Origin of the sequence: Arthrobacter sp. NPDC089319, from assembly GCF_040684925.1 — a bacterium.
Classification (GTDB): Bacteria; Actinomycetota; Actinomycetes; order Actinomycetales; family Micrococcaceae; genus Crystallibacter.
In genome coordinates, this window is the sequence record NZ_JBFBGZ010000004.1 from 39,984 (window position 1) to 57,034 (window position 17,051).

16 protein-coding genes and 2 pseudogenes are annotated in these 17,051 nt (G+C 62.2%); 15 read left to right on the plus strand and 3 right to left on the minus strand.

The annotated features are described in order from the left end of the window. Positions 1–297: 297 nt before the first annotated feature. Positions 298–759, plus strand: a pseudogene (locus tag AB0N75_RS07050) (SRPBCC domain-containing protein); the annotation flags it as partial. Positions 760–807: 48 nt separating this feature from the next. Beyond that, positions 808–1,209: a VOC family protein gene (locus AB0N75_RS07055; RefSeq protein WP_364647866.1), complete on the plus strand. Its 402-nt coding sequence runs from the start codon at positions 808–810 to the stop codon at positions 1,207–1,209. Positions 1,210–1,319: 110 nt separating this feature from the next. On the opposite strand, the gene AB0N75_RS07060 is transcribed toward AB0N75_RS07055, so the two are convergent. Beyond that, a complete protein-coding gene (locus AB0N75_RS07060; RefSeq protein ID WP_364647140.1) occupies positions 1,320–2,243 on the minus strand; it encodes a LysR family transcriptional regulator in 924 nt (307 codons plus the stop codon). Between the two features lie 710 nt (positions 2,244–2,953). Between AB0N75_RS07060 and nrdH the strand changes: the two genes are divergently transcribed. The 4 genes from nrdH (at position 2,954) to nrdF (ending at position 6,994) form a co-directional block, all read left to right on the plus strand. After that, complete coding sequence (gene nrdH, locus AB0N75_RS07065; RefSeq protein ID WP_127513743.1) at positions 2,954–3,196, plus strand: glutaredoxin-like protein NrdH; 243 nt, start codon at positions 2,954–2,956, stop codon at positions 3,194–3,196. Between the two features lie 40 nt (positions 3,197–3,236). After that, the gene (gene nrdI, locus AB0N75_RS07070; RefSeq protein WP_364647869.1) at positions 3,237–3,713 is read left to right on the plus strand and encodes a class Ib ribonucleoside-diphosphate reductase assembly flavoprotein NrdI; all 477 of its coding nucleotides are present in this window, start codon (positions 3,237–3,239) and stop codon (positions 3,711–3,713) included. A gap of 17 nt (positions 3,714–3,730) precedes the next feature. Beyond that, on the plus strand, positions 3,731–5,851 hold the full coding sequence (gene nrdE, locus AB0N75_RS07075; RefSeq protein WP_364647872.1) for a class 1b ribonucleoside-diphosphate reductase subunit alpha: 2,121 nt from the start codon (positions 3,731–3,733) through the stop codon (positions 5,849–5,851). A gap of 165 nt (positions 5,852–6,016) precedes the next feature. Next, positions 6,017–6,994 (plus strand): class 1b ribonucleoside-diphosphate reductase subunit beta, encoded by a 978-nt coding sequence (gene nrdF / locus AB0N75_RS07080; protein WP_127513744.1) that lies wholly within the window; start codon positions 6,017–6,019, stop codon positions 6,992–6,994. 234 nt (positions 6,995–7,228) lie between these two features. Here nrdF and AB0N75_RS07085 read toward each other — a convergent pair whose 3' ends face one another. Next, a complete protein-coding gene (locus AB0N75_RS07085; protein ID WP_364647145.1) occupies positions 7,229–7,756 on the minus strand; it encodes a 3-hydroxyacyl-CoA dehydrogenase NAD-binding domain-containing protein in 528 nt (175 codons plus the stop codon). Positions 7,757–8,045: 289 nt separating this feature from the next. Here AB0N75_RS07085 and AB0N75_RS07090 point away from each other — a divergent pair, with 289 nt between their 5' ends. The 8 genes and pseudogenes from AB0N75_RS07090 to AB0N75_RS07125 all read left to right on the plus strand — a co-directional run bounded on the left by AB0N75_RS07090 (position 8,046) and on the right by AB0N75_RS07125 (position 15,062). Beyond that, positions 8,046–8,168 (plus strand): hypothetical protein, encoded by a 123-nt coding sequence (locus AB0N75_RS07090; protein ID WP_364647148.1) that lies wholly within the window; start codon positions 8,046–8,048, stop codon positions 8,166–8,168. A 327-nt stretch (positions 8,169–8,495) separates the two neighbouring features. Continuing rightward, positions 8,496–8,687: pseudogene (locus tag AB0N75_RS07095) on the plus strand (DUF5956 family protein); the annotation flags it as partial. A gap of 103 nt (positions 8,688–8,790) precedes the next feature. Next, a complete protein-coding gene (locus AB0N75_RS07100) occupies positions 8,791–9,063 on the plus strand; it encodes an ester cyclase (protein ID WP_364647151.1) in 273 nt (90 codons plus the stop codon). Between the two features lie 127 nt (positions 9,064–9,190). Beyond that, positions 9,191–9,739 (plus strand): hypothetical protein, encoded by a 549-nt coding sequence (locus tag AB0N75_RS07105; RefSeq protein WP_364647154.1) that lies wholly within the window; start codon positions 9,191–9,193, stop codon positions 9,737–9,739. Between the two features lie 180 nt (positions 9,740–9,919). Then, positions 9,920–11,557 carry an MFS transporter gene (locus tag AB0N75_RS07110; protein WP_364647157.1) on the plus strand — a complete coding sequence of 546 codons (1,638 nt, stop codon included), beginning with the start codon at positions 9,920–9,922 and terminating at the stop codon, positions 11,555–11,557. 331 nt (positions 11,558–11,888) lie between these two features. Next, positions 11,889–12,146 (plus strand): SHOCT domain-containing protein, encoded by a 258-nt coding sequence (locus tag AB0N75_RS07115; protein WP_364647160.1) that lies wholly within the window; start codon positions 11,889–11,891, stop codon positions 12,144–12,146. After that, on the plus strand, positions 12,143–13,588 hold the full coding sequence (locus AB0N75_RS07120) for a multicopper oxidase family protein (RefSeq protein ID WP_364647163.1): 1,446 nt from the start codon (positions 12,143–12,145) through the stop codon (positions 13,586–13,588). The genes AB0N75_RS07115 and AB0N75_RS07120 overlap by 4 nt, the downstream gene beginning before the upstream one ends. Before the next feature lie 205 nt (positions 13,589–13,793). After that, entirely contained in the window at positions 13,794–15,062 is a 1,269-nt protein-coding gene (locus AB0N75_RS07125) for a wax ester/triacylglycerol synthase domain-containing protein (protein WP_364647165.1), read from the plus strand. 162 nt (positions 15,063–15,224) lie between these two features. Here the strand turns inward: AB0N75_RS07125 and AB0N75_RS07130 are convergent, their stop codons facing one another. After that, positions 15,225–15,488, minus strand: a complete 264-nt coding sequence (locus AB0N75_RS07130) for a hypothetical protein (protein WP_364647168.1) — start codon at positions 15,486–15,488, stop codon at positions 15,225–15,227. Between the two features lie 203 nt (positions 15,489–15,691). Between AB0N75_RS07130 and AB0N75_RS07135 the strand changes: the two genes are divergently transcribed. Continuing rightward, positions 15,692–16,747, plus strand: a complete 1,056-nt coding sequence (locus tag AB0N75_RS07135; protein WP_364647171.1) for a zinc-dependent alcohol dehydrogenase family protein — start codon at positions 15,692–15,694, stop codon at positions 16,745–16,747. Positions 16,748–17,051: the final 304 nt, after the last annotated feature.

Below are 17,051 nucleotides of genomic sequence, written 5' to 3' on the forward strand. Positions count from 1 at the left end.
TCAGCACGGCGCCGCCGGATCCCGTTCACCTCGGGAACCGGCGGCGCCTGCCGTTGCCTCGGGCGCTGAATGACGACGGCGGTACCCCGGGGCCGTCGCCGACCTTGTGTTTGCACTGAGGCGAAATTACGCTCTGCTCAGTGCGGGAGCTGCTGCCTTCAACCGGACTCGAGATGCAGGTGGGAGAACGGATGCGCCCGCGCCGCGACGTCCTGGGCGCCAGGCTCGATCGTCTTGACCCTTAGCGCTGCATCACGCCGAATCGACCAGATAGCCCACGGAACCGGGGGATAGATGATGACCGACCACCCGACGCAGGATCGAAGCTTCACCCTTACTCGCATTGTGGCCGCACCACGGCATGCTGTGTTCACTGCCTGGACCGACCCCGAGCACCTCGCTTGGTTTTACAATCCCGACATGCCCCTGCCCACCACACCTATTGAGGTTGACCTTCGGGTTGGTGGAACGTGGAAACAGCAGATGGTCGTCAATGAAAATCTCAGCTACCCCACTGGGGGGATTTACCTGGAGATTGTTCCCGACGAGCGCCTCGTGTTCCGCTGGGGAGCAGCCGGCGGTTGGCCTGATCTGGACGACGGGAAGGAACTAGATGCGCCTGTTGTCACGGTCCAGCTCAACGATCTCGGCACGGAATCGGAGCTTGTCCTCACCGTTCAGTTCTCCGCGAGCCGAGGCATCCAAAAGGTGCAGGACCCCGTTCTCGATGGCACCCGGGAGGGCTGGGGTGCCACCATCGACCGGATAAATGACAGTACTGCCTTGACTGCCTTGTCCGGCGGTCACATGGCAGGGCCCCAGCTCTATATCTATTTCCCCGGAACGGCACGCGAAGCCTTGAACTTTTATGCGGATGTCTTCGGCGGAGAGCTTGCCTTACACACGTACGAGGACTTTGGCAGGAGGGACGGCGCACCTGAGGCCATAGCTCATGGAACGCTCAACGGTGTTGTTGCCCTGGCGGGAGCGGACGCAGCCGAAGGTGAAACAACGGTCCGGTTCGAAGGAATCATGCTGTCGTTACTGGGAACCGCCGAACCGGAAGTCCTTCATGAATGGTTCCAGAAACTTTCCGTCGGCGGCTCGGTGATCGATTCCCTCTCGCCAAAGCCATGGGGTGCCTCAGATGGCCAGGTTATCGATCGTCACGGACTACATTGGCTTGTCGGCTACGAACCTAGCGAGTGAGCGCCGTGCAATTGATCAGTCGGCAAGCGAGTGGGGATATGCACTTCGAACCGTCGGCAGGCTCAGGGACAGACCTGTCGATTCGTGATACCGACAGCAGGGTGTTTCCTTCAGGCTCGCCGGGTAGTGATGCTCATGTCGCGCAGGATCAAGGACAGCTGGTCCATGAACAGGCCCAGTTGCGCGTTCTGCCTGTCGCTGGTTAATAACGCGAAGATGTTTCGGGCCAGCCGGATTTCCGGAACGTCCAGCACCACAATCCCGCCCGGCCCTTTGTGCATGGCCAACTCCGGGACGAGCGCGGCCCCTAGGCCGGCACCGGCCATGGCCAGACTGGCATTGAAGTCGTCGCAGTAGGCCACCACCCGGGGATGAAGGTTGCAGCTGGCAAAGAGCCGCTCAATCACGGTGGCGTCGGCCGTGCCCGGGTGGTGCATGATCCACGGCATCTCGGCCAACTGCGAGGCAGTCACGGAGGCGCCGGGACGGATGCCCCACGATTCGGGCAGCACCACGCGGAAGTTGTCGTCGCCGATCCACTGTCGGCTCACGGTGTTGGGCCAGGCCAAACCGCCCTGGCCCACCTGGAAGACCAGGGCGATGTCGAGTCCGCCGCCGGCCCGAAGCCCCTGGATCGTCTGTCCGGGCTCGGCGACCGAGACTTTGAGGTTGATTCCCAGGCCGGGCCATTCCGGTGCCTGCAACAGGCGGGGGAGTACATAGGTGGCCAAGCTGGGGAAGATGCCTAACCGGATCTCCTGGGTGCTGGTGTCTTGGCTGCGGGCGGCGGCCGCCAGCAGGGCATCGATATCCGTGAGCACCTTGGCCGCGTGCCGGGACATCACCAGCGCCGTTTCGGTCGGCTGGACGCTGCGGGCCGACCGCTCGAACAGTTTCGCGCCGGTTTCGCGCTCCAGGGCGGACATCTGCTGCGAGACCGCCGAGGCCGTATAGCCCAGGTTGGCGGCCGCCGCGGCGAACGAACCGTGCCGGGTCACCTCGAGCAACGTACGCAGGTGCACCGTGTTGACCATCAGCTCTCCTGTTGCATGTGGGTGATTCAGCCCAGCCTACCTTGGGCTATCGATAGCCCGGAGGTCCTGACGATACGTCGGACTTCCTGCCGGTGCGCCCAGTCGGTGCGCCCTGTCGGTGCGGACGGCGGGCTGTAGCGTCAAGGCCGCTCTCTGGGTGCGGTTACCGGCCGGCCGGAGGAATGTGACCGGGTCTTGCATTGTTCTATTAGGTGGGGAGCAGGAGGGTCCGCAGGAGGAGGGCCCTTTTGGCTGGAACGGCCCCGGCGCCGCCATACCAGGTGCCGGCGTGGGAAGTGTCCGAGCGGACCGCTATCGTTCACATCACGCACCAAGCGGTGAGCACGGACACTCTCCGACCTACGGACCACAACATCTAGTGGCGGCCGCACTACGAGCGACACGCCGACGAAGCGGCGACACGATACTTTCCCAAGCTGTGGGCAGGGAATCCACAGGCTGTGGACGGCGGAGTGAGAAGGCCGGAATATCAACTGTTTAACCACCGAAAGATATCCCCATGGGCTGTGGACGAAGCTGGGAATGGAATGACATACTTGTAATACATCATCTTGGGGTTCCGATTGGCCGAGTCCACTAGATGTAGTATTGGAGCAGCTGTTGGGCAGTGAGTCCGGGTCCTTCCACGGGAGGTCGTGCAGCCAAGAAAACAGCAGAAACGTCGTACCGAAAATTAGGGGAGAAGGACCATGACTGTAACGGTTTACACCAAGCCAGCATGCGTGCAATGCAACGCCACGTACCGGGCTCTGGACAAGAAGGGCATCGCCTACCAGAGCGTTGACCTGTCCCAGGATCCTGAAGCGCTGGAGCGTGTCCGTTCCCTTGGTTACATGCAGGCCCCTGTGGTTGTCACCGAGCAGGACCACTGGTCCGGTTTCCGCCCCGACAAGATCGAGGAGCTGGCCCAGGCCGCCGCTTCCGTAGCCTGACCCGCACCGAGCGAAGCCAGAACCACACGTCATGACCGAGCTGCTGATGAGTGAGGACGCCAGGACGCAGCAGGCAGGTCCGGCGGACGGCAGGACAGCCGATACGGACCTGATCTACTTCTCCTCGGCCTCCGGCTACACGGACCGCTTCATGCAGAAGCTGGGCCTGCCGGCGGCACGGATCCCGCTGCGCACCCAGCAGGAGAGGCTGGAAGCGCTCCGACCGTTCGTGCTGGTGCTGCCCACCTATGGCGGGGAATCCGGCAGGAACTCGATTCCGCCGCAAGTCATTAAATTCCTCAACCGCGAGGAGAACCGGCGGCTGTTGCGCGGCGTGATCGGTGCCGGCAACACGAATTTCGGCACAACCTACTGCCTGGCGGCGGAGAAAATCGCAGCAAAGTGCCAGGTGCCCCTTCTCTATCGATTCGAACTCATGGGCACGTCCGAGGACGTAGACCGGGTCAAGCAAGGATTGGAACTCTTTTGGAAACGACAGTTGCACACGCGGCCGTAGCCGACGCCAAGGCAGAGCTGCCGGCCGCCTTCAAGGGGCTGGGCTACCACGAGCTCAATGCCATGCTTAACCTCTACGGCCCGGACGGCAAGATCCAGTTCGAAGCCGACCGCGAGGCTGCACACCAGTACTTCCTGCAGCACGTTAACAACAACACGGTCTTTTTCCATGATCTGGAAGAGAAGCTCGACTACCTGATCAAGAACGAGTACTACGAGCGCGAAACGCTTGACCAGTACACGATGAACTTCATCCGCTCGCTCTACGACCGGGCCTACAAGAAGAAGTTCCGCTTTGAGACCTTCCTGGGCGCGTTCAAGTTCTACACGTCCTACACGCTGAAGACGTTTGACGGCAAGCGTTTCCTGGAGCGCTACGAAGACCGTGTCTGCATGGTGGCCCTGCACCTGGCCCGCGGCGACGAAGCCATGGCCACCCAGTTGGTGGACGAGATCATCGACGGCCGCTTCCAGCCGGCCACCCCGACGTTCCTCAACGCGGGCAAGGCCCAGCGCGGCGAGCTGGTCTCCTGCTTCCTGCTGCGCATCGAAGACAACATGGAGTCGATCGCCCGCGGCATCAACTCCGCCCTGCAGCTGTCCAAGCGCGGCGGCGGCGTGGCCCTGTCGCTGACCAACATCCGCGAGCACGGCGCACCGATCAAGCAGATCGAAAACCAGTCCTCCGGCGTCATCCCGGTCATGAAGCTGCTCGAAGACAGCTTCTCCTACGCCAACCAGCTCGGCGCCCGCCAGGGTGCCGGCGCGGTGTACCTGCATGCCCACCACCCGGACATCTACCGCTTCCTGGACACCAAGCGCGAGAACGCGGACGAGAAGATCCGGATCAAGACGCTCTCGCTCGGCGTGGTTGTCCCGGACATCACCTTCGAGCTGGCGAAGAAGAACGAGGACATGTACCTGTTCTCCCCGTACGACGTCGAGCGCGTCTACGGTGTGCCGTTCTCGGACATCTCTGTCACCGAGAAGTACTACGAGATGGTCGACGACAGCCGGATCAAGAAGACCAAGATCAGCTCCCGCGAGTTCTTCCAGACGCTGGCCGAGATCCAGTTCGAGTCGGGCTACCCGTACATCATGTTCGAGGACACGGTGAACCGGGCCAACCCGATCGACGGCAAGGTCATCATGTCCAACCTGTGCTCGGAGATCCTGCAGGTTTCGTCGCCGTCGCTGTACAACGAGGACTTGACCTACTCCGAGATCGGCAAGGACATCTCCTGCAACCTCGGGTCGATGAACATCGCCAAGACCATGGACTCGCCCGACTTCGGCACCTCCATCGAGACCGCCATCCGTGCGCTGACCGCCGTGTCGGACATGTCCTACATCAACTCGGTGCCCTCGATCGCCGAAGGCAACCTGCAGTCGCACGCCATCGGCCTCGGCCAGATGAACCTGCACGGCTACCTGGCCCGCGAGCGGGTCCACTACGGCTCCGAAGAAGGGCTGGACTTCACCAACATCTACTTCTACACCGTGCTGTTCCACGCCCTGCGTGCCTCGAACAAGCTGGCGATCGAACACCGCCAGACGTTCGGCGGCTTCGAGAAGTCCAAGTACGCCTCGGGCGAGTTCTTCGACAAGTACACCGAGCAGGAGTGGCTGCCGCAGACCGAGCGGGTCAAGGAACTGTTTGCGAACGTGGAGATCCCCAGCCGGGAAGACTGGCGGGAGCTGAAGGCTTCGGTGATGGAGCACGGCATCTACAACCAGAACCTGCAGGCCGTTCCGCCGACCGGTTCGATCTCCTACATCAACAACTCCACCTCCTCGATTCACCCGGTGGCGTCCAAGATCGAGATCCGCAAGGAAGGCAAGCTGGGCCGCGTGTACTACCCGGCGCCGTACCTGACCAACGACAACCTGGAGTACTACCAGGACGCGTACGAAATCGGCTACGAGAAGATCATCGACACCTACGCCGCGGCTACCCAGCACGTGGACCAGGGCCTGTCGCTGACGCTGTTCTTCAAGGACACCGCCACCACCCGCGACATCAACAAGGCGCAGATCTACGCGTGGCGCAAGGGCATCAAGACCATCTACTACATCCGGCTCCGCCAGCTCGCGCTGGAAGGAACCGAAGTAGAGGGTTGCGTCAGCTGCATGCTGTAGCAGCCCCGCACAACTGAAAAGTACGACGGCGGGTGCCCGCCCGCCGTCGTACGTGCACCGACGGGACACCGGCAATCCGGCCCGCCCGCGGGTGAGGGCCGGCCGCACCACGGCCGGCATTCGGGCATCATGGGACAACACAGACTTTGGGAAGAAGGGGACGCGATGTCAGCCGAGAAGGTCAAGCTTCTGCACCACGTGGAAGCGATCAACTGGAACCGGATCGAGGACGAGAAGGACGTTGAGGTCTGGAACCGGCTCTGCAACAACTTCTGGCTGCCCGAGAAGGTCCCGCTGTCCAACGATGTGCAGTCGTGGAACACGCTGACCCCGGACGAGCAGACACTGACCATGCGCGTCTTCACCGGCCTGACCCTGCTGGACACTATCCAGGGCACCGTGGGCGCGGTCAGCCTGATCCCGGATGCGCTGACCCCGCACGAGGAAGCGGTCTACACGAACATCGCGTTCATGGAATCGGTGCACGCCAAGAGCTACTCCTCGATCTTCTCCACGTTGTGCTCCACCAAGGAGATTGACGAGGCGTTCCGCTGGTCCACCGAGAATGAGAATCTGCAGAAGAAGGCGCAGATCATCATGGACTACTACCAGGGCGACGATCCGCTCAAGCGCAAGGTCGCGTCCACGCTGCTGGAATCCTTCCTGTTCTACTCCGGCTTCTACCTGCCGATGTACTGGTCCTCCCGCGCCAAGCTGACGAACACCGCCGACCTGATCCGGCTGATCATCCGCGACGAGGCCGTGCACGGCTACTACATCGGCTACAAGTTCCAGCGCAGCCTGGAAAAGGTCAGCGAGGAGCGCCGCGCGGAGCTGAAGGACTACACCTTCGAGCTGCTCTATGAGCTCTACGAGAACGAGGTGCAGTACACCCACGACCTCTACGACTCCGTTGGCCTGGCCGAGGACGTCAAGAAGTTCCTGAACTACAACGCCAACAAGGCGCTGATGAACCTCGGCTACGAGGCCATGTTCCCGTCGACCGTCACGGACGTGAACCCGGCCATCCTGTCCGCCCTGAGCCCCAACGCCGACGAGAACCACGACTTCTTCTCCGGCTCCGGCTCCTCCTACGTGATCGGCAAGGCCGTCAACACCGAAGACGAGGACTGGGACTTCTAGATCGCCGCGCCGTCGTTGCGGGGCGCTTCCGTCGCGTGAGACACGCCGACCTGTCCGAACAAAAGGACCGACCTATCTGAGCAGCGCTCAGATAGGCCGGTCCTTTCGCGACTTCGTGTAGTCGTAGAACCCGCTTCCGGTGGCTCGTCCCATTCGACCCGTTTCAATGAAATTTCGCTTGAGGATGTCCGCAAACTTGCGAAGTCCCGGATCCTCGCTGTGGCTATTGAGGTTTTAGGGCGTTTCCATCCCGATGACGTCGTGGATTTCGAACGGACCGAAAGGTGCGCCTGTGGTCCTGCGCCAGGTCACGTCGATGTCCGGCACGTCGGCGACGTCGCGCACATAGAGCTTCACGGCCGAGGGCATCAACGGAACCAGCAGCGAATTTAGGATGTACCCAGGCTGCTCTTTCGTCAGCCGGATGGGGATCATGCCGATCTCCTCGGCGAATGCGGAGTCGGCGTCGATGTTCTGCGGCGCGGTGCCTGCATGCCCCATGATCTCGCCGGTGTTCAATCGCCAGACCTCGTTTGCGAAGTGAAGGGCCAGGAATTTCTCGGGACGGCCGGTGGCAGCTGCGATGTCGCTGGGCAGGAGCGTCGAGGAATTTGGTCGCGAACAGAGAACATAAATGCACCGGTCCCAGCGGCAGCGCTTCGCAAACTGTGGCCTGGGCACCACGACACAGGGGCCACGACGGTGCAGGCGGTACTCGATCGCAGTGAAACGAAGCCGTGGCCTCCCTGGCCGCCGCTTCACCGCGGCAGCTGGGAAGAAGATAGGAGGACTGGGGGAATGGCTCCCGCTTCACAGCAGGTTCACAGTAGCGCCACAGTAGGGGCTCATGGCCGGGCCCGACGGTGAGTAAATGACGAACAACCTTCATCTTGGAGCGCACCGTTCCCACCGTATTGAAGAAGTAACTCCGGGGGCCGGAGCCCCTACGGATTCCGCCGCTGGGTCGGCCGAGCCTTCACATACCCATACCTCCCACACATCCCCTACGGACGAGCTCACAGGGTCTATGATCTCCCCCTGGCATTGGCTCATGTTCGTCTTGATGTTCATCGGCCCGTTACTCGTGATCGGCATCTACGAGTTCTTCCGCTTTCAGCCGCAGATCACCCAAATCATCGGAGGTTTCGGGTTAAACGGCATGCAGCTGTTTTGACGCGCTTTAGTGCGGGGGATGGCCGAGTTTCCCTCGTCCGTGGGCGGTCACGGTGAGGTAGAGGTAAACGGGTCGCGGCTGGTTCAATGACCTTGCATCGGCTGAAGCTACGTTTGCTAGGTCTTGGTCACGTGCGGTGGTTGCTTCACCCGCCGGCTACTCGAAGTACCCGGCCGGAAAGTTGAACGCTCAGCGATTCTGGGTCCCGAATGGGTGCTGCACGTTGCTACTTCCCGCAACTGTCGCCCCAAGGCAGGGGCCTGGCTGGGATGATCAACGCACCCGGGCCCTGCCCCTGCTAGGCCCTCAACAAAAAGGTGACTAACGATGTGGGAGCAGATCGCTGAAGGGCCCCGACCGGACGGCTGGATCGAAATCGCTGAGACAGGCTGGCACGCGATGATCTCCTGGTACGCCGGCCCGGGCAACATGCGACGTGAGCCGGACGTCGACGCCTACCTGAGAGATGCGGGCTTGCCACCTCGGCCGCGGGGCTACCGCTGGTTCCTGCGCCTGCCTGAAGGCCTCGATATGGCGGGGGTCGACGACGCCGCTAGCCGGGCCGTGATGGCCCTGCACGGGCAATCCGGCAATCCGCGTTATCTGGCACCGGCAGTCGAGCGTGCCGTCACAGACCTCTATGCCCGGGGACAGGAGAACACGCATCCGTGCGAAGACCATCGAGCCCACGATGGTCGACGGGAATTTCGAGGCGGCCCACGTCGTCCTCACCGGCACTCACCGGGGTGAGCTGATGGGCACTGCTCCCACCGGTAACTCAGTGGAGTTCGGCGGCATTGACATGGTTCGCATCCAGGACGGGAAGGTGGTCGAGCACTGGGGAGCGACCGACATGCTGAAGTTGCTTCAGCAGATCGACGCCGTCCAGACCTAAATGTCCGCAACGCCCAAGAGCGGTCCGCTGGTGCGGCACTAGCTTTGTCCCTCGGCTACGGTTCCGGCAGGAATGCTCATCGCCTGGGCCGGCCGTGAAGCGAGGTGCGCCTGCAACAGATCTTGCTTTGCCCGTTCCAGGCCGACGCTTCAAGAGCACCGTTGCCGACGACGGCAACCGGAACGTAACCAGCCAATTGTGGGGGCCGACCGACATCGTCCCGTCCGTTATTCAGATCGAGCAGCATCCCTTCGTCACCCAACCGGCCGAGCAGACCGCCGCCGCCGCGCACGGCATTCGTACCCAGGCCTGGTCACCGATCGGCGGCATCACCTTCTACCCGAATGGGGTGAAGCCCGCCGGAGCGTCATGGAAGAGCCCACTGGCACGAATCGACTCGCTCGACACCGGTATCCGCACCGGCCCGGACCCGGCCGAGGCACGCGAGGAAATCTTCTCGCGGATCGTCCCCGGTGCCTATAACGAACTAAGGATCTCCGGGGACTACCGCTGCCCCAGCAACACCGGTGTTCCAGCGGGCCACCTGTTCGGTTCAACGCTGATAATGGAGCGCGAAATCGTGCGTGTAAGGGCGGCCGCTCCGTCCCGGAAACGTGCCGAATCCGGCCCCCGTGGTCCCAGGGGTTCGGCATATTGCCACGCTTGGGGCGGGTGAGGAAGATGAAGGGGACAACCTGTGGCGCATCCACCGGTTTTCGGCGGGAGGGGCGCAACCCAAACGGTCCAAGGAGGACAGTCCGATGAGGAAGCTCGGGGGCAGGGGGCAGGGGGCAGGAGCCCACCGGTAAGTAGATCTCGGTCGACCCAGCCGGCACCTCAAGAAAGGCGTGGCACTGTGAAGAAGTGGACGGCCGGCATCATCCTCGGGTGCGCACAATTCGTCATGGTGCTGGACAGTACCGTGATGAACGTTTCAATCTCTACTGTTGTCAAGGACCTTAATACGACGGTGGCGGCGATGCAGGCCGCTATCACCTTCTACACGCTGACGATGGCCTCGATGATGTTGGTGGGTGCCAAGCTCGGTGACGTCTGGGGGCGGCGGCCCGCGTTCGTCGCCGGCTCAATTATCTACGCACTTGGCTCACTGACCACGGCGTTGAGTCCCAACATCGCTGTGCTATTCATTGGGTGGTCCGTGATCGAAGGGCTTGGGGCGGTCCTGGTGATACCCGCCATCGCAGCCCTCATCGCCAACAACTACAAGGACCGGGACCGGGTGACAGGGTTCGCGATCATCGGCGCCACATCGGGCGTCGCCGTCGCCCTCGGCCCGCTGATCGGTGGCTACGTTACGTCGTATCTGAATTGGAGGTACGTGTTCCTCGGCGAAGTTGTGGTCATGGCACTTGTTCTCGCCTTCGTGCGGCGTGTGCCTGACACCAGTCGTCCGCAAAAAATTCGAATCGATTTCCGCAGTGGCCTGCTCTCGGCAGCGGGTCTGACGCTGATTGTGCTTGCCCTGCTCCAGAGCAAAACCTGGGGATGGATCTTGCCCAAGAATTCTCCGGAGCTCGGCGGAGTTCCGATCAGTCCGCTGGGCCTGTCCCTGGTGCCGTACTTGATCCTGGCCGGCGGGTTTCTTCTGTGGCTTTTCTTCATCCGTCAGGAAGCCCTGGTCAAGCAGGGTCTGCCCCCGTTGGTCCACGTCTCGATGTTATCCATCAAGCGGCTGCGGTCCGGCTTGTCGGTCCTCGGCGCCCAGTATATGGTCACGGCCGGTCTGTTTTTCATGGTTCCGGTGTACTTGCAGATGACCTTGGGGTATAACGCCTTGGACACGGGAATCAAGATCTTTCCCCTGTCGGTTGCCTTGGTCCTGTTCTCAATCGGTGGCACCCGAATGACTGCCGTCTGGTCTCCGCGGCGCATCATCCGACTGGGGCAACTCATTCTGGTCGTGAGCAGCCTCGTCCTCCTCGGCTCGGTTTCCTTGGACCTTCGGAGCGTCGTCTTTGCTGTTGGAATGTTCTTCGCTGGCGCCGCCCTGGGCCTCCTGGCGTCCCAGATAGGAAACGTGACGATGTCCAGTGTTGGCGCGGAACAATCCAGCGAGGTCGGGGGACTGCAGGGGGTTTTCCAGAACCTCGGGTCCTCGCTTGGGACCGCCCTGATCGGATCGGTCCTGATCTCCGCCCTCTCGACCTCATTTCTGGGTGCGGTGGACGGCAGCAACCTTTCGAGCATCACCAAGGAACTCGTGGCGACCAGCACCCAATCGGGGGTTCAGATCGTACCCGTGTCCACCGTAAACGACATCGCCGCCCAGGCGGGACTGTCAACCAGCGACGCTGCCACATTGACCTCGTTGTACACCGACTCGCAGGTGTCCTCGCTCCGGGTCTCGTTCGTGGCACTGCTCTTTATCTCAGCCATTTCGCTGCTGTTTTCGAAGAACATTCCCACCGAACTCGTGCGCCGGAAGTCGACCGAAGGTCCCGGGGACGATCATGCGCACTCCGACGCCGCGTGACAGAAACAGGCAGCCCCGCATCGTCCGTCGTCAGGTCCAAGGCGCGATTCAACGCCTCCATCGCAGATTCTCCTGTCGGTCCGGGCCAGACTGAACTTCGCTCGGTTCGACGCTGGGCACCTGCGCGACGGCGACCTTCGTAGGCTCACCGGGGATTCAGCCATCTGGCGCTTCGGATCTCAGCGCCGTCTCAGCACGGGACCGACCGCGTCGAAGTATTTCATGAGCTTGCACTGCTACAGAACGGCGATTTGGGTCTACTATCTTTCCTAAATCCAGTTGCAGGCTGAAATCAGGCAGGCAGCGGTGGCCCGGCGTCAGGAGTGCGGCCATGATGGGTTTCTACGGCTGGCAGGGCATGGGCTGGATGTGGATATTCTGGATCTTGCTCATCGTTGGTTTGGTCCTGCTCATCATCCTGCTGGTCCGGCTCATCGGGGGCGGAATGCCGGGCCGTGGCGCCGGCGGATCCCGAACTAGTGGAGACAGCCGGGCCCGGGAGATCCTGGCGGAGCGTTACGCACAAGGGGAGCTCACCGCAGAGCAGTACCGTGAGGCACTTCGGACGCTCGGTGAGACCGGGGGATGAAACCCCTCAGCCGCAGACAGGCCCTGGCACTCGGCGTCGCCGGCGCCGGTGCCATCGCAATAGGCGGCGGAGGGCTGCTCTTGGCGCAAGCACCGTTCCGCCCGGAGACTGGTGGCCGCCTGAAAGAGCCGGTGGTTCTTAGTAACCGAGGAACAGTCTTGAACGTACGACTCGAGGCAGCGCCGGCCGCGGTAACCGTTGCTGGCAGGCCAGCGTCTGTGGCCGCCTATAATGGTTCCCTTCCCGGTCCAACGCTACGCCTGCGCCCCGGGGACCGGCTCCACGCCACCCTAGTCAATGGCCTCGGGGCGCCCACCAACCTGCACGTGCACGGTCTGCATGTTTCCCCCTCGGGTAACGGTGATAACTCCTTTGTCAGGGTGGAGCCGGGAGCATCCTTCGACTATGAGTACGTTCTTCCTGCCAACCACCCGTCGGGCACTTTCTGGTACCACCCGCATCACCACGGGAGCGTGGCGGATCAGCTTGCGGCTGGTTTGTACGGGGCGATTATCGTGGAAGACCTGGAAGAGGTTCCGGTCACCCGCGAGCGACTCCTCCTCGTCTCTGACATCAGCCTGACCGGCACCGGCAGCCTTCGGCCACCCTCTACGGCAGAGCAGATGTCGGGCCGGGAGGGGGAGACCGTGATGGTGAACGGGCAAGTCCGGCCGGTGCTGTCGGCAACTTCCGGGGATCGGGAGCGCTGGCGGATCATCAATGCCTGTCCGGCGCGCTACCTTCGCCTTCAGATGGAGGGAAGCCAGCTTCAGGTATTGGCCATCGATGGCCGTTCTCTCGTCACTCCTGCGCAGCTGGAAGAGTTCCTGTTGGCTCCCGGAAACCGTGCTGATCTGCTAGTGGAATTGGTCGACGGAACAACGATCCTCCGGGCTGCCCCGTATGACCGTGGAAGCATGACCGGAATGATGGGTCGCGGCAGGGCCGCGGTCAGCCGTCCGATAGACCTGCTGACCGTGACCACCGGCGGACCGCCGCACAGTGGCCTGCCTCCGGTCCCCGGCACCAGAGGTCTCAGGGATCTCCGCAAGGAACCGGTGGTTGCCCGCCGCCGACTCGACTTTTCCATGGGAATGGGATCTGGAATGAGCCCCGATGGCATTCAATTCACCATCAACGGCAAGGAGTTCGACGCCGGGCGCATCGACGAGATTGTCAGCGTGGGCAGCGTGGAGGAATGGACCCTAACCAACAGCAGCCCCATGGACCACCCCTTGCACCTGCACGTTTGGCCCGTCCAGATCATCGAGAAAGGACGCGCTCCTACCGGACCCACGTTGCAGGACGTAGTGAACATCCCAGCCCGGGGAGAAGTGAAAATCCTCGTGTCGTTCGATGACTTCCCTGGGCGCACGGTTTTCCATTGCCACATTCTGGACCACGAGGACATGGGCATGATGGGAGTCATTGAAGCCCGATAGTCACGCTCCACAGCACTTACCGGTGTAGTTGCGTGCCTGTGGATACTCGGCGACGACGTTAGCCCCGTCCGCAAACGGCAGTGCGGGTCCCGGGCGGCCTACTCCGCTGCCCTGTCCGGTTGGACTCGTGCGCGATCCTGCGGGACGTCAAGACGTTCCAATTCCGTTCTCATGAGCTGTCGGGATCGGCTGCTACTCTGTTGGCATGTGCCCGGTGACCCGCCGGCTCGAAGCTGCCGACGAGGCGAATTTGGTCCTCGACCACGCCGGCCAGGTCAACGTCTTCCTTGTTGCCGGCTTGCTGACGCAGGGCGGCTTCGTCGGGTCCGATGGCAGCCCTGACCTGACCGCCCTGCGCGTCTCCCTTGGCGAGCGCATCAAGACGCTGCCACAGCTCCGGAAGATAGCTGAGGTCACGGGCCGCCGGCACCGATGGGTTGAGGTGCAGCCAGACCTCGATTACCACATCCGGCTCGTCGGGGCCGTCGACGGACTTACCGGCCTGGAGCAGAAGTGCGGGGAGTTGATGACGGTGCCGCTGGGACTGGATCGCCCGCTCTGGGAGATTCTGGTGGTTCCGGGTTCGGCTGTGGGGGCTCTAGGGATCGTGCTACGCATACACCATGTAATCGCCGACGGGATGGCGGCGGCCGCGATCGTGCAGCAGCTCTTCGACCCCGCAGCAGCCGGGCACGCTGCAGCGTACGTGCCTCTTGTCCGACCAGCGGGGACGGCTCCGGGCCGCGATGTGCGGCAGGTGCTCGGGAGGCTTCGTTCCGGACTGCGCCGTATCCGAATGACGCTCAGAGGCCGGGAGGTGGGTCCCACGGTGCTGCTCGGTGAGCTTAGTCCCGATCGCGGGGTCGTATTCCTGGATGTCGATCTTGCTGCGCTCGAGAAGCATGTCCGGCCGTTGGGCGCCACAGTCAACGACGCCCTGCTCGCTGCAGTAGCGGTGGCCTACCGGGGGGTGCTGTCAGCGGCCGGCGAGCGGATCCCCGCCCGGCTCCCCGTCTCGGTGCCGGTCGCGCTGCAACGCCGCGGGACAGCGGGAAATCAGGTCGGGGTCATGCTCGTGCGGCTGCCCCTCGGCCAAGACGACTCCGACGTTCGTGTACGGATCATTGCGGAGCAGACCCGCGAGGAGAAGGTACTGGCCAGACAGCAGGGAACGCTCGAGTTCATGCGCGGCCCGACCGGTGCACGCATCATGGACCGTATCGGTCGGCACCAGCATCTCATCGCAGGGTTTGTCACGAATGTGCCCGGTCAAGCAGATATCTTCCGCCTCGCGGGTGCCCCTGTAGTCGCGATCTGGCCGGTTGGCGTGCTCGCAGCCAACGTCCGGCTCGGTGTCGCGGCCGTCTCCTACGCCGGCCGGCTCCGCTGCGGCGTCCATTTCGACGCGGATAACGTGCCCGGAAGAATTTTCGCTGTGGCCATGGGCAACGAGCTGGCGCGCTTGACCAGCTGACACTCCGCCAACTCGCCGTTGTCCCTCCTGCACCAGAAGGGACAGACAACATTGCCCTCTAGGCACGTCCGTCAGTTCGGGCCAGAATCTAACCATGGCTGGAGTGGAGCCGTGGTCAAGAAAGCGGAAAGCCAAGTCCGCTAAGAACCGGCGTCGATTCAGCTATGCAGTCGCGGTGATCGTCAACGCGGCCCTGTTCGGTGCGGTCAACGGTTGGCCTGGGTGGCAGTCCGTGCCCATTCTGACCGATGAGACGCCCCAAGTCTTGCCGATCTTCAATGCCTCCTCGTCGTCGGCTTCGTCAGCAATGTGCTTAATTTGGTCTTCGATTCGGAGAAGCTCAAGATCCTCGGTGAACTCGTGACTTCCGCGTTCGGAGCAGCCGTCATCCTGCGTACTTGGGCAGTGTTTCCGTTCGACTTCCATGGTTCTACCGTGCCCTGGGACCTGGTGATCCGGGTCCTACTCGGGTTCGCATTAGCCGGATGCTGCATCAGCATCATCGTCCAAGTGGTCTTTCTGGTGCGTTTATCGCGACGGGTCTCGCCTCTCAACTGACGCCACGATCTACGCGGCCGAACCGCGCTGGTCACCGATTCACCGGAATTGCCCTGAGAAAGGAAGAGAAAGTGAAAGCACTGGTATTCGACGGTCCCGGGAAGAAATCTTGGACCGAGGTTCCGGATCCCTCTATCCAAAACCCGACCGATGCCATCGTCCGCGTGGATACCACCACAATTTGCGGAACGGATCTTCACATCCTCAAAGGCGATGTCCCCGCCGTTCAAAGGGGAAGAATCCTGGGACATGAAGGTGTGGGAACGGTCGTGGCAACCGGGTCTTCCGTCACGGGCCTCCGCCCCCGGGACCGCGTCATCATCTCCTGTATCAAATCCTGCGGACACTGCGTCAGTTGCAAGACCGGGCTTTACTCCCACTGTCACGGGGAGGAAGGGGCTTCGGGTATCGGATGGATTTTCGGTCATCTGATCGACGGTACGCAGGCCGAATATGTCCGCGTCCCTTATGCCGACAATTCGTTGCACAAGCTCCCCGAGGGGGTGACGGATGAACAAGCGGTGATGCTCTCGGACATCCTCCCGACCGGGTTTGAAATTGGAGTCCAGTACGGCCGGGTCAAGCCGGGCGACACGGTAGTGGTGGTCGGGGCAGGGCCGGTGGGCCTAGCCGCGATCGCTACCGCCGGCCTGTACGGAGCAGCGTCAGTCATTGCCATGGATCTGGACGAGCACCGGCTACAGCAAGCCCGGGACTTCGGTGCCAGCACCGCTATCTCGTCGCGTTCATCGGATTGGAAAGAGCAAGTACTGGCGCTGACCGACGGGCTAGGGGCAGACGTAGCCATAGAGGCCGTGGGGATCCCCGAAACCTTCGAAATGGCCGTGGAGCTAGTTCGCCCGGGCGGGAATGTAGCCAACGTTGGCGTTCACGGGAGATCGGTAGAACTCCATCTGGAGAATTTGTGGATCCAGAACATCAACATCAGCATGGGATTAGTCAATGCCAACACCACTCCCATGCTCCTGAAACTGGTGGCCCAACATCGGATTCCCGCGGAAAAGTTCGCTACGCATAATTTCCAACTCACGGAAATTGTTGAGGCCTACGACACCTTCTCGCGTGCTGCGGACACCAAAGCCCTCAAAGTGGTCCTCACCCAGTGAGCAGATAACCAGCGCAGACCTCTGCGACCGAATGCCGGGCACTCCCTCAACGAACTGGCGCCCGTTAGATGCCTGCCGGACCGCCTCAAGGGTCGGACACCCGAGGAGCCGTCCGGTGAATGGTGAAGTCATCTGCAGCGAGGGTCCGGCGGCGGTTTTGCCGGTCCTCGCTGATCCAAACAAGCCTCAAGCCTGGTGCCGTGTCCTTGACCTGTCCTCGGTAGCAGGCCTCCCCGCGGCGGGCTTCGGATGTAGTCGGCACGCCGGATGAGAGAGATGTCGCTGATGCCGTTGGGGCTGGACT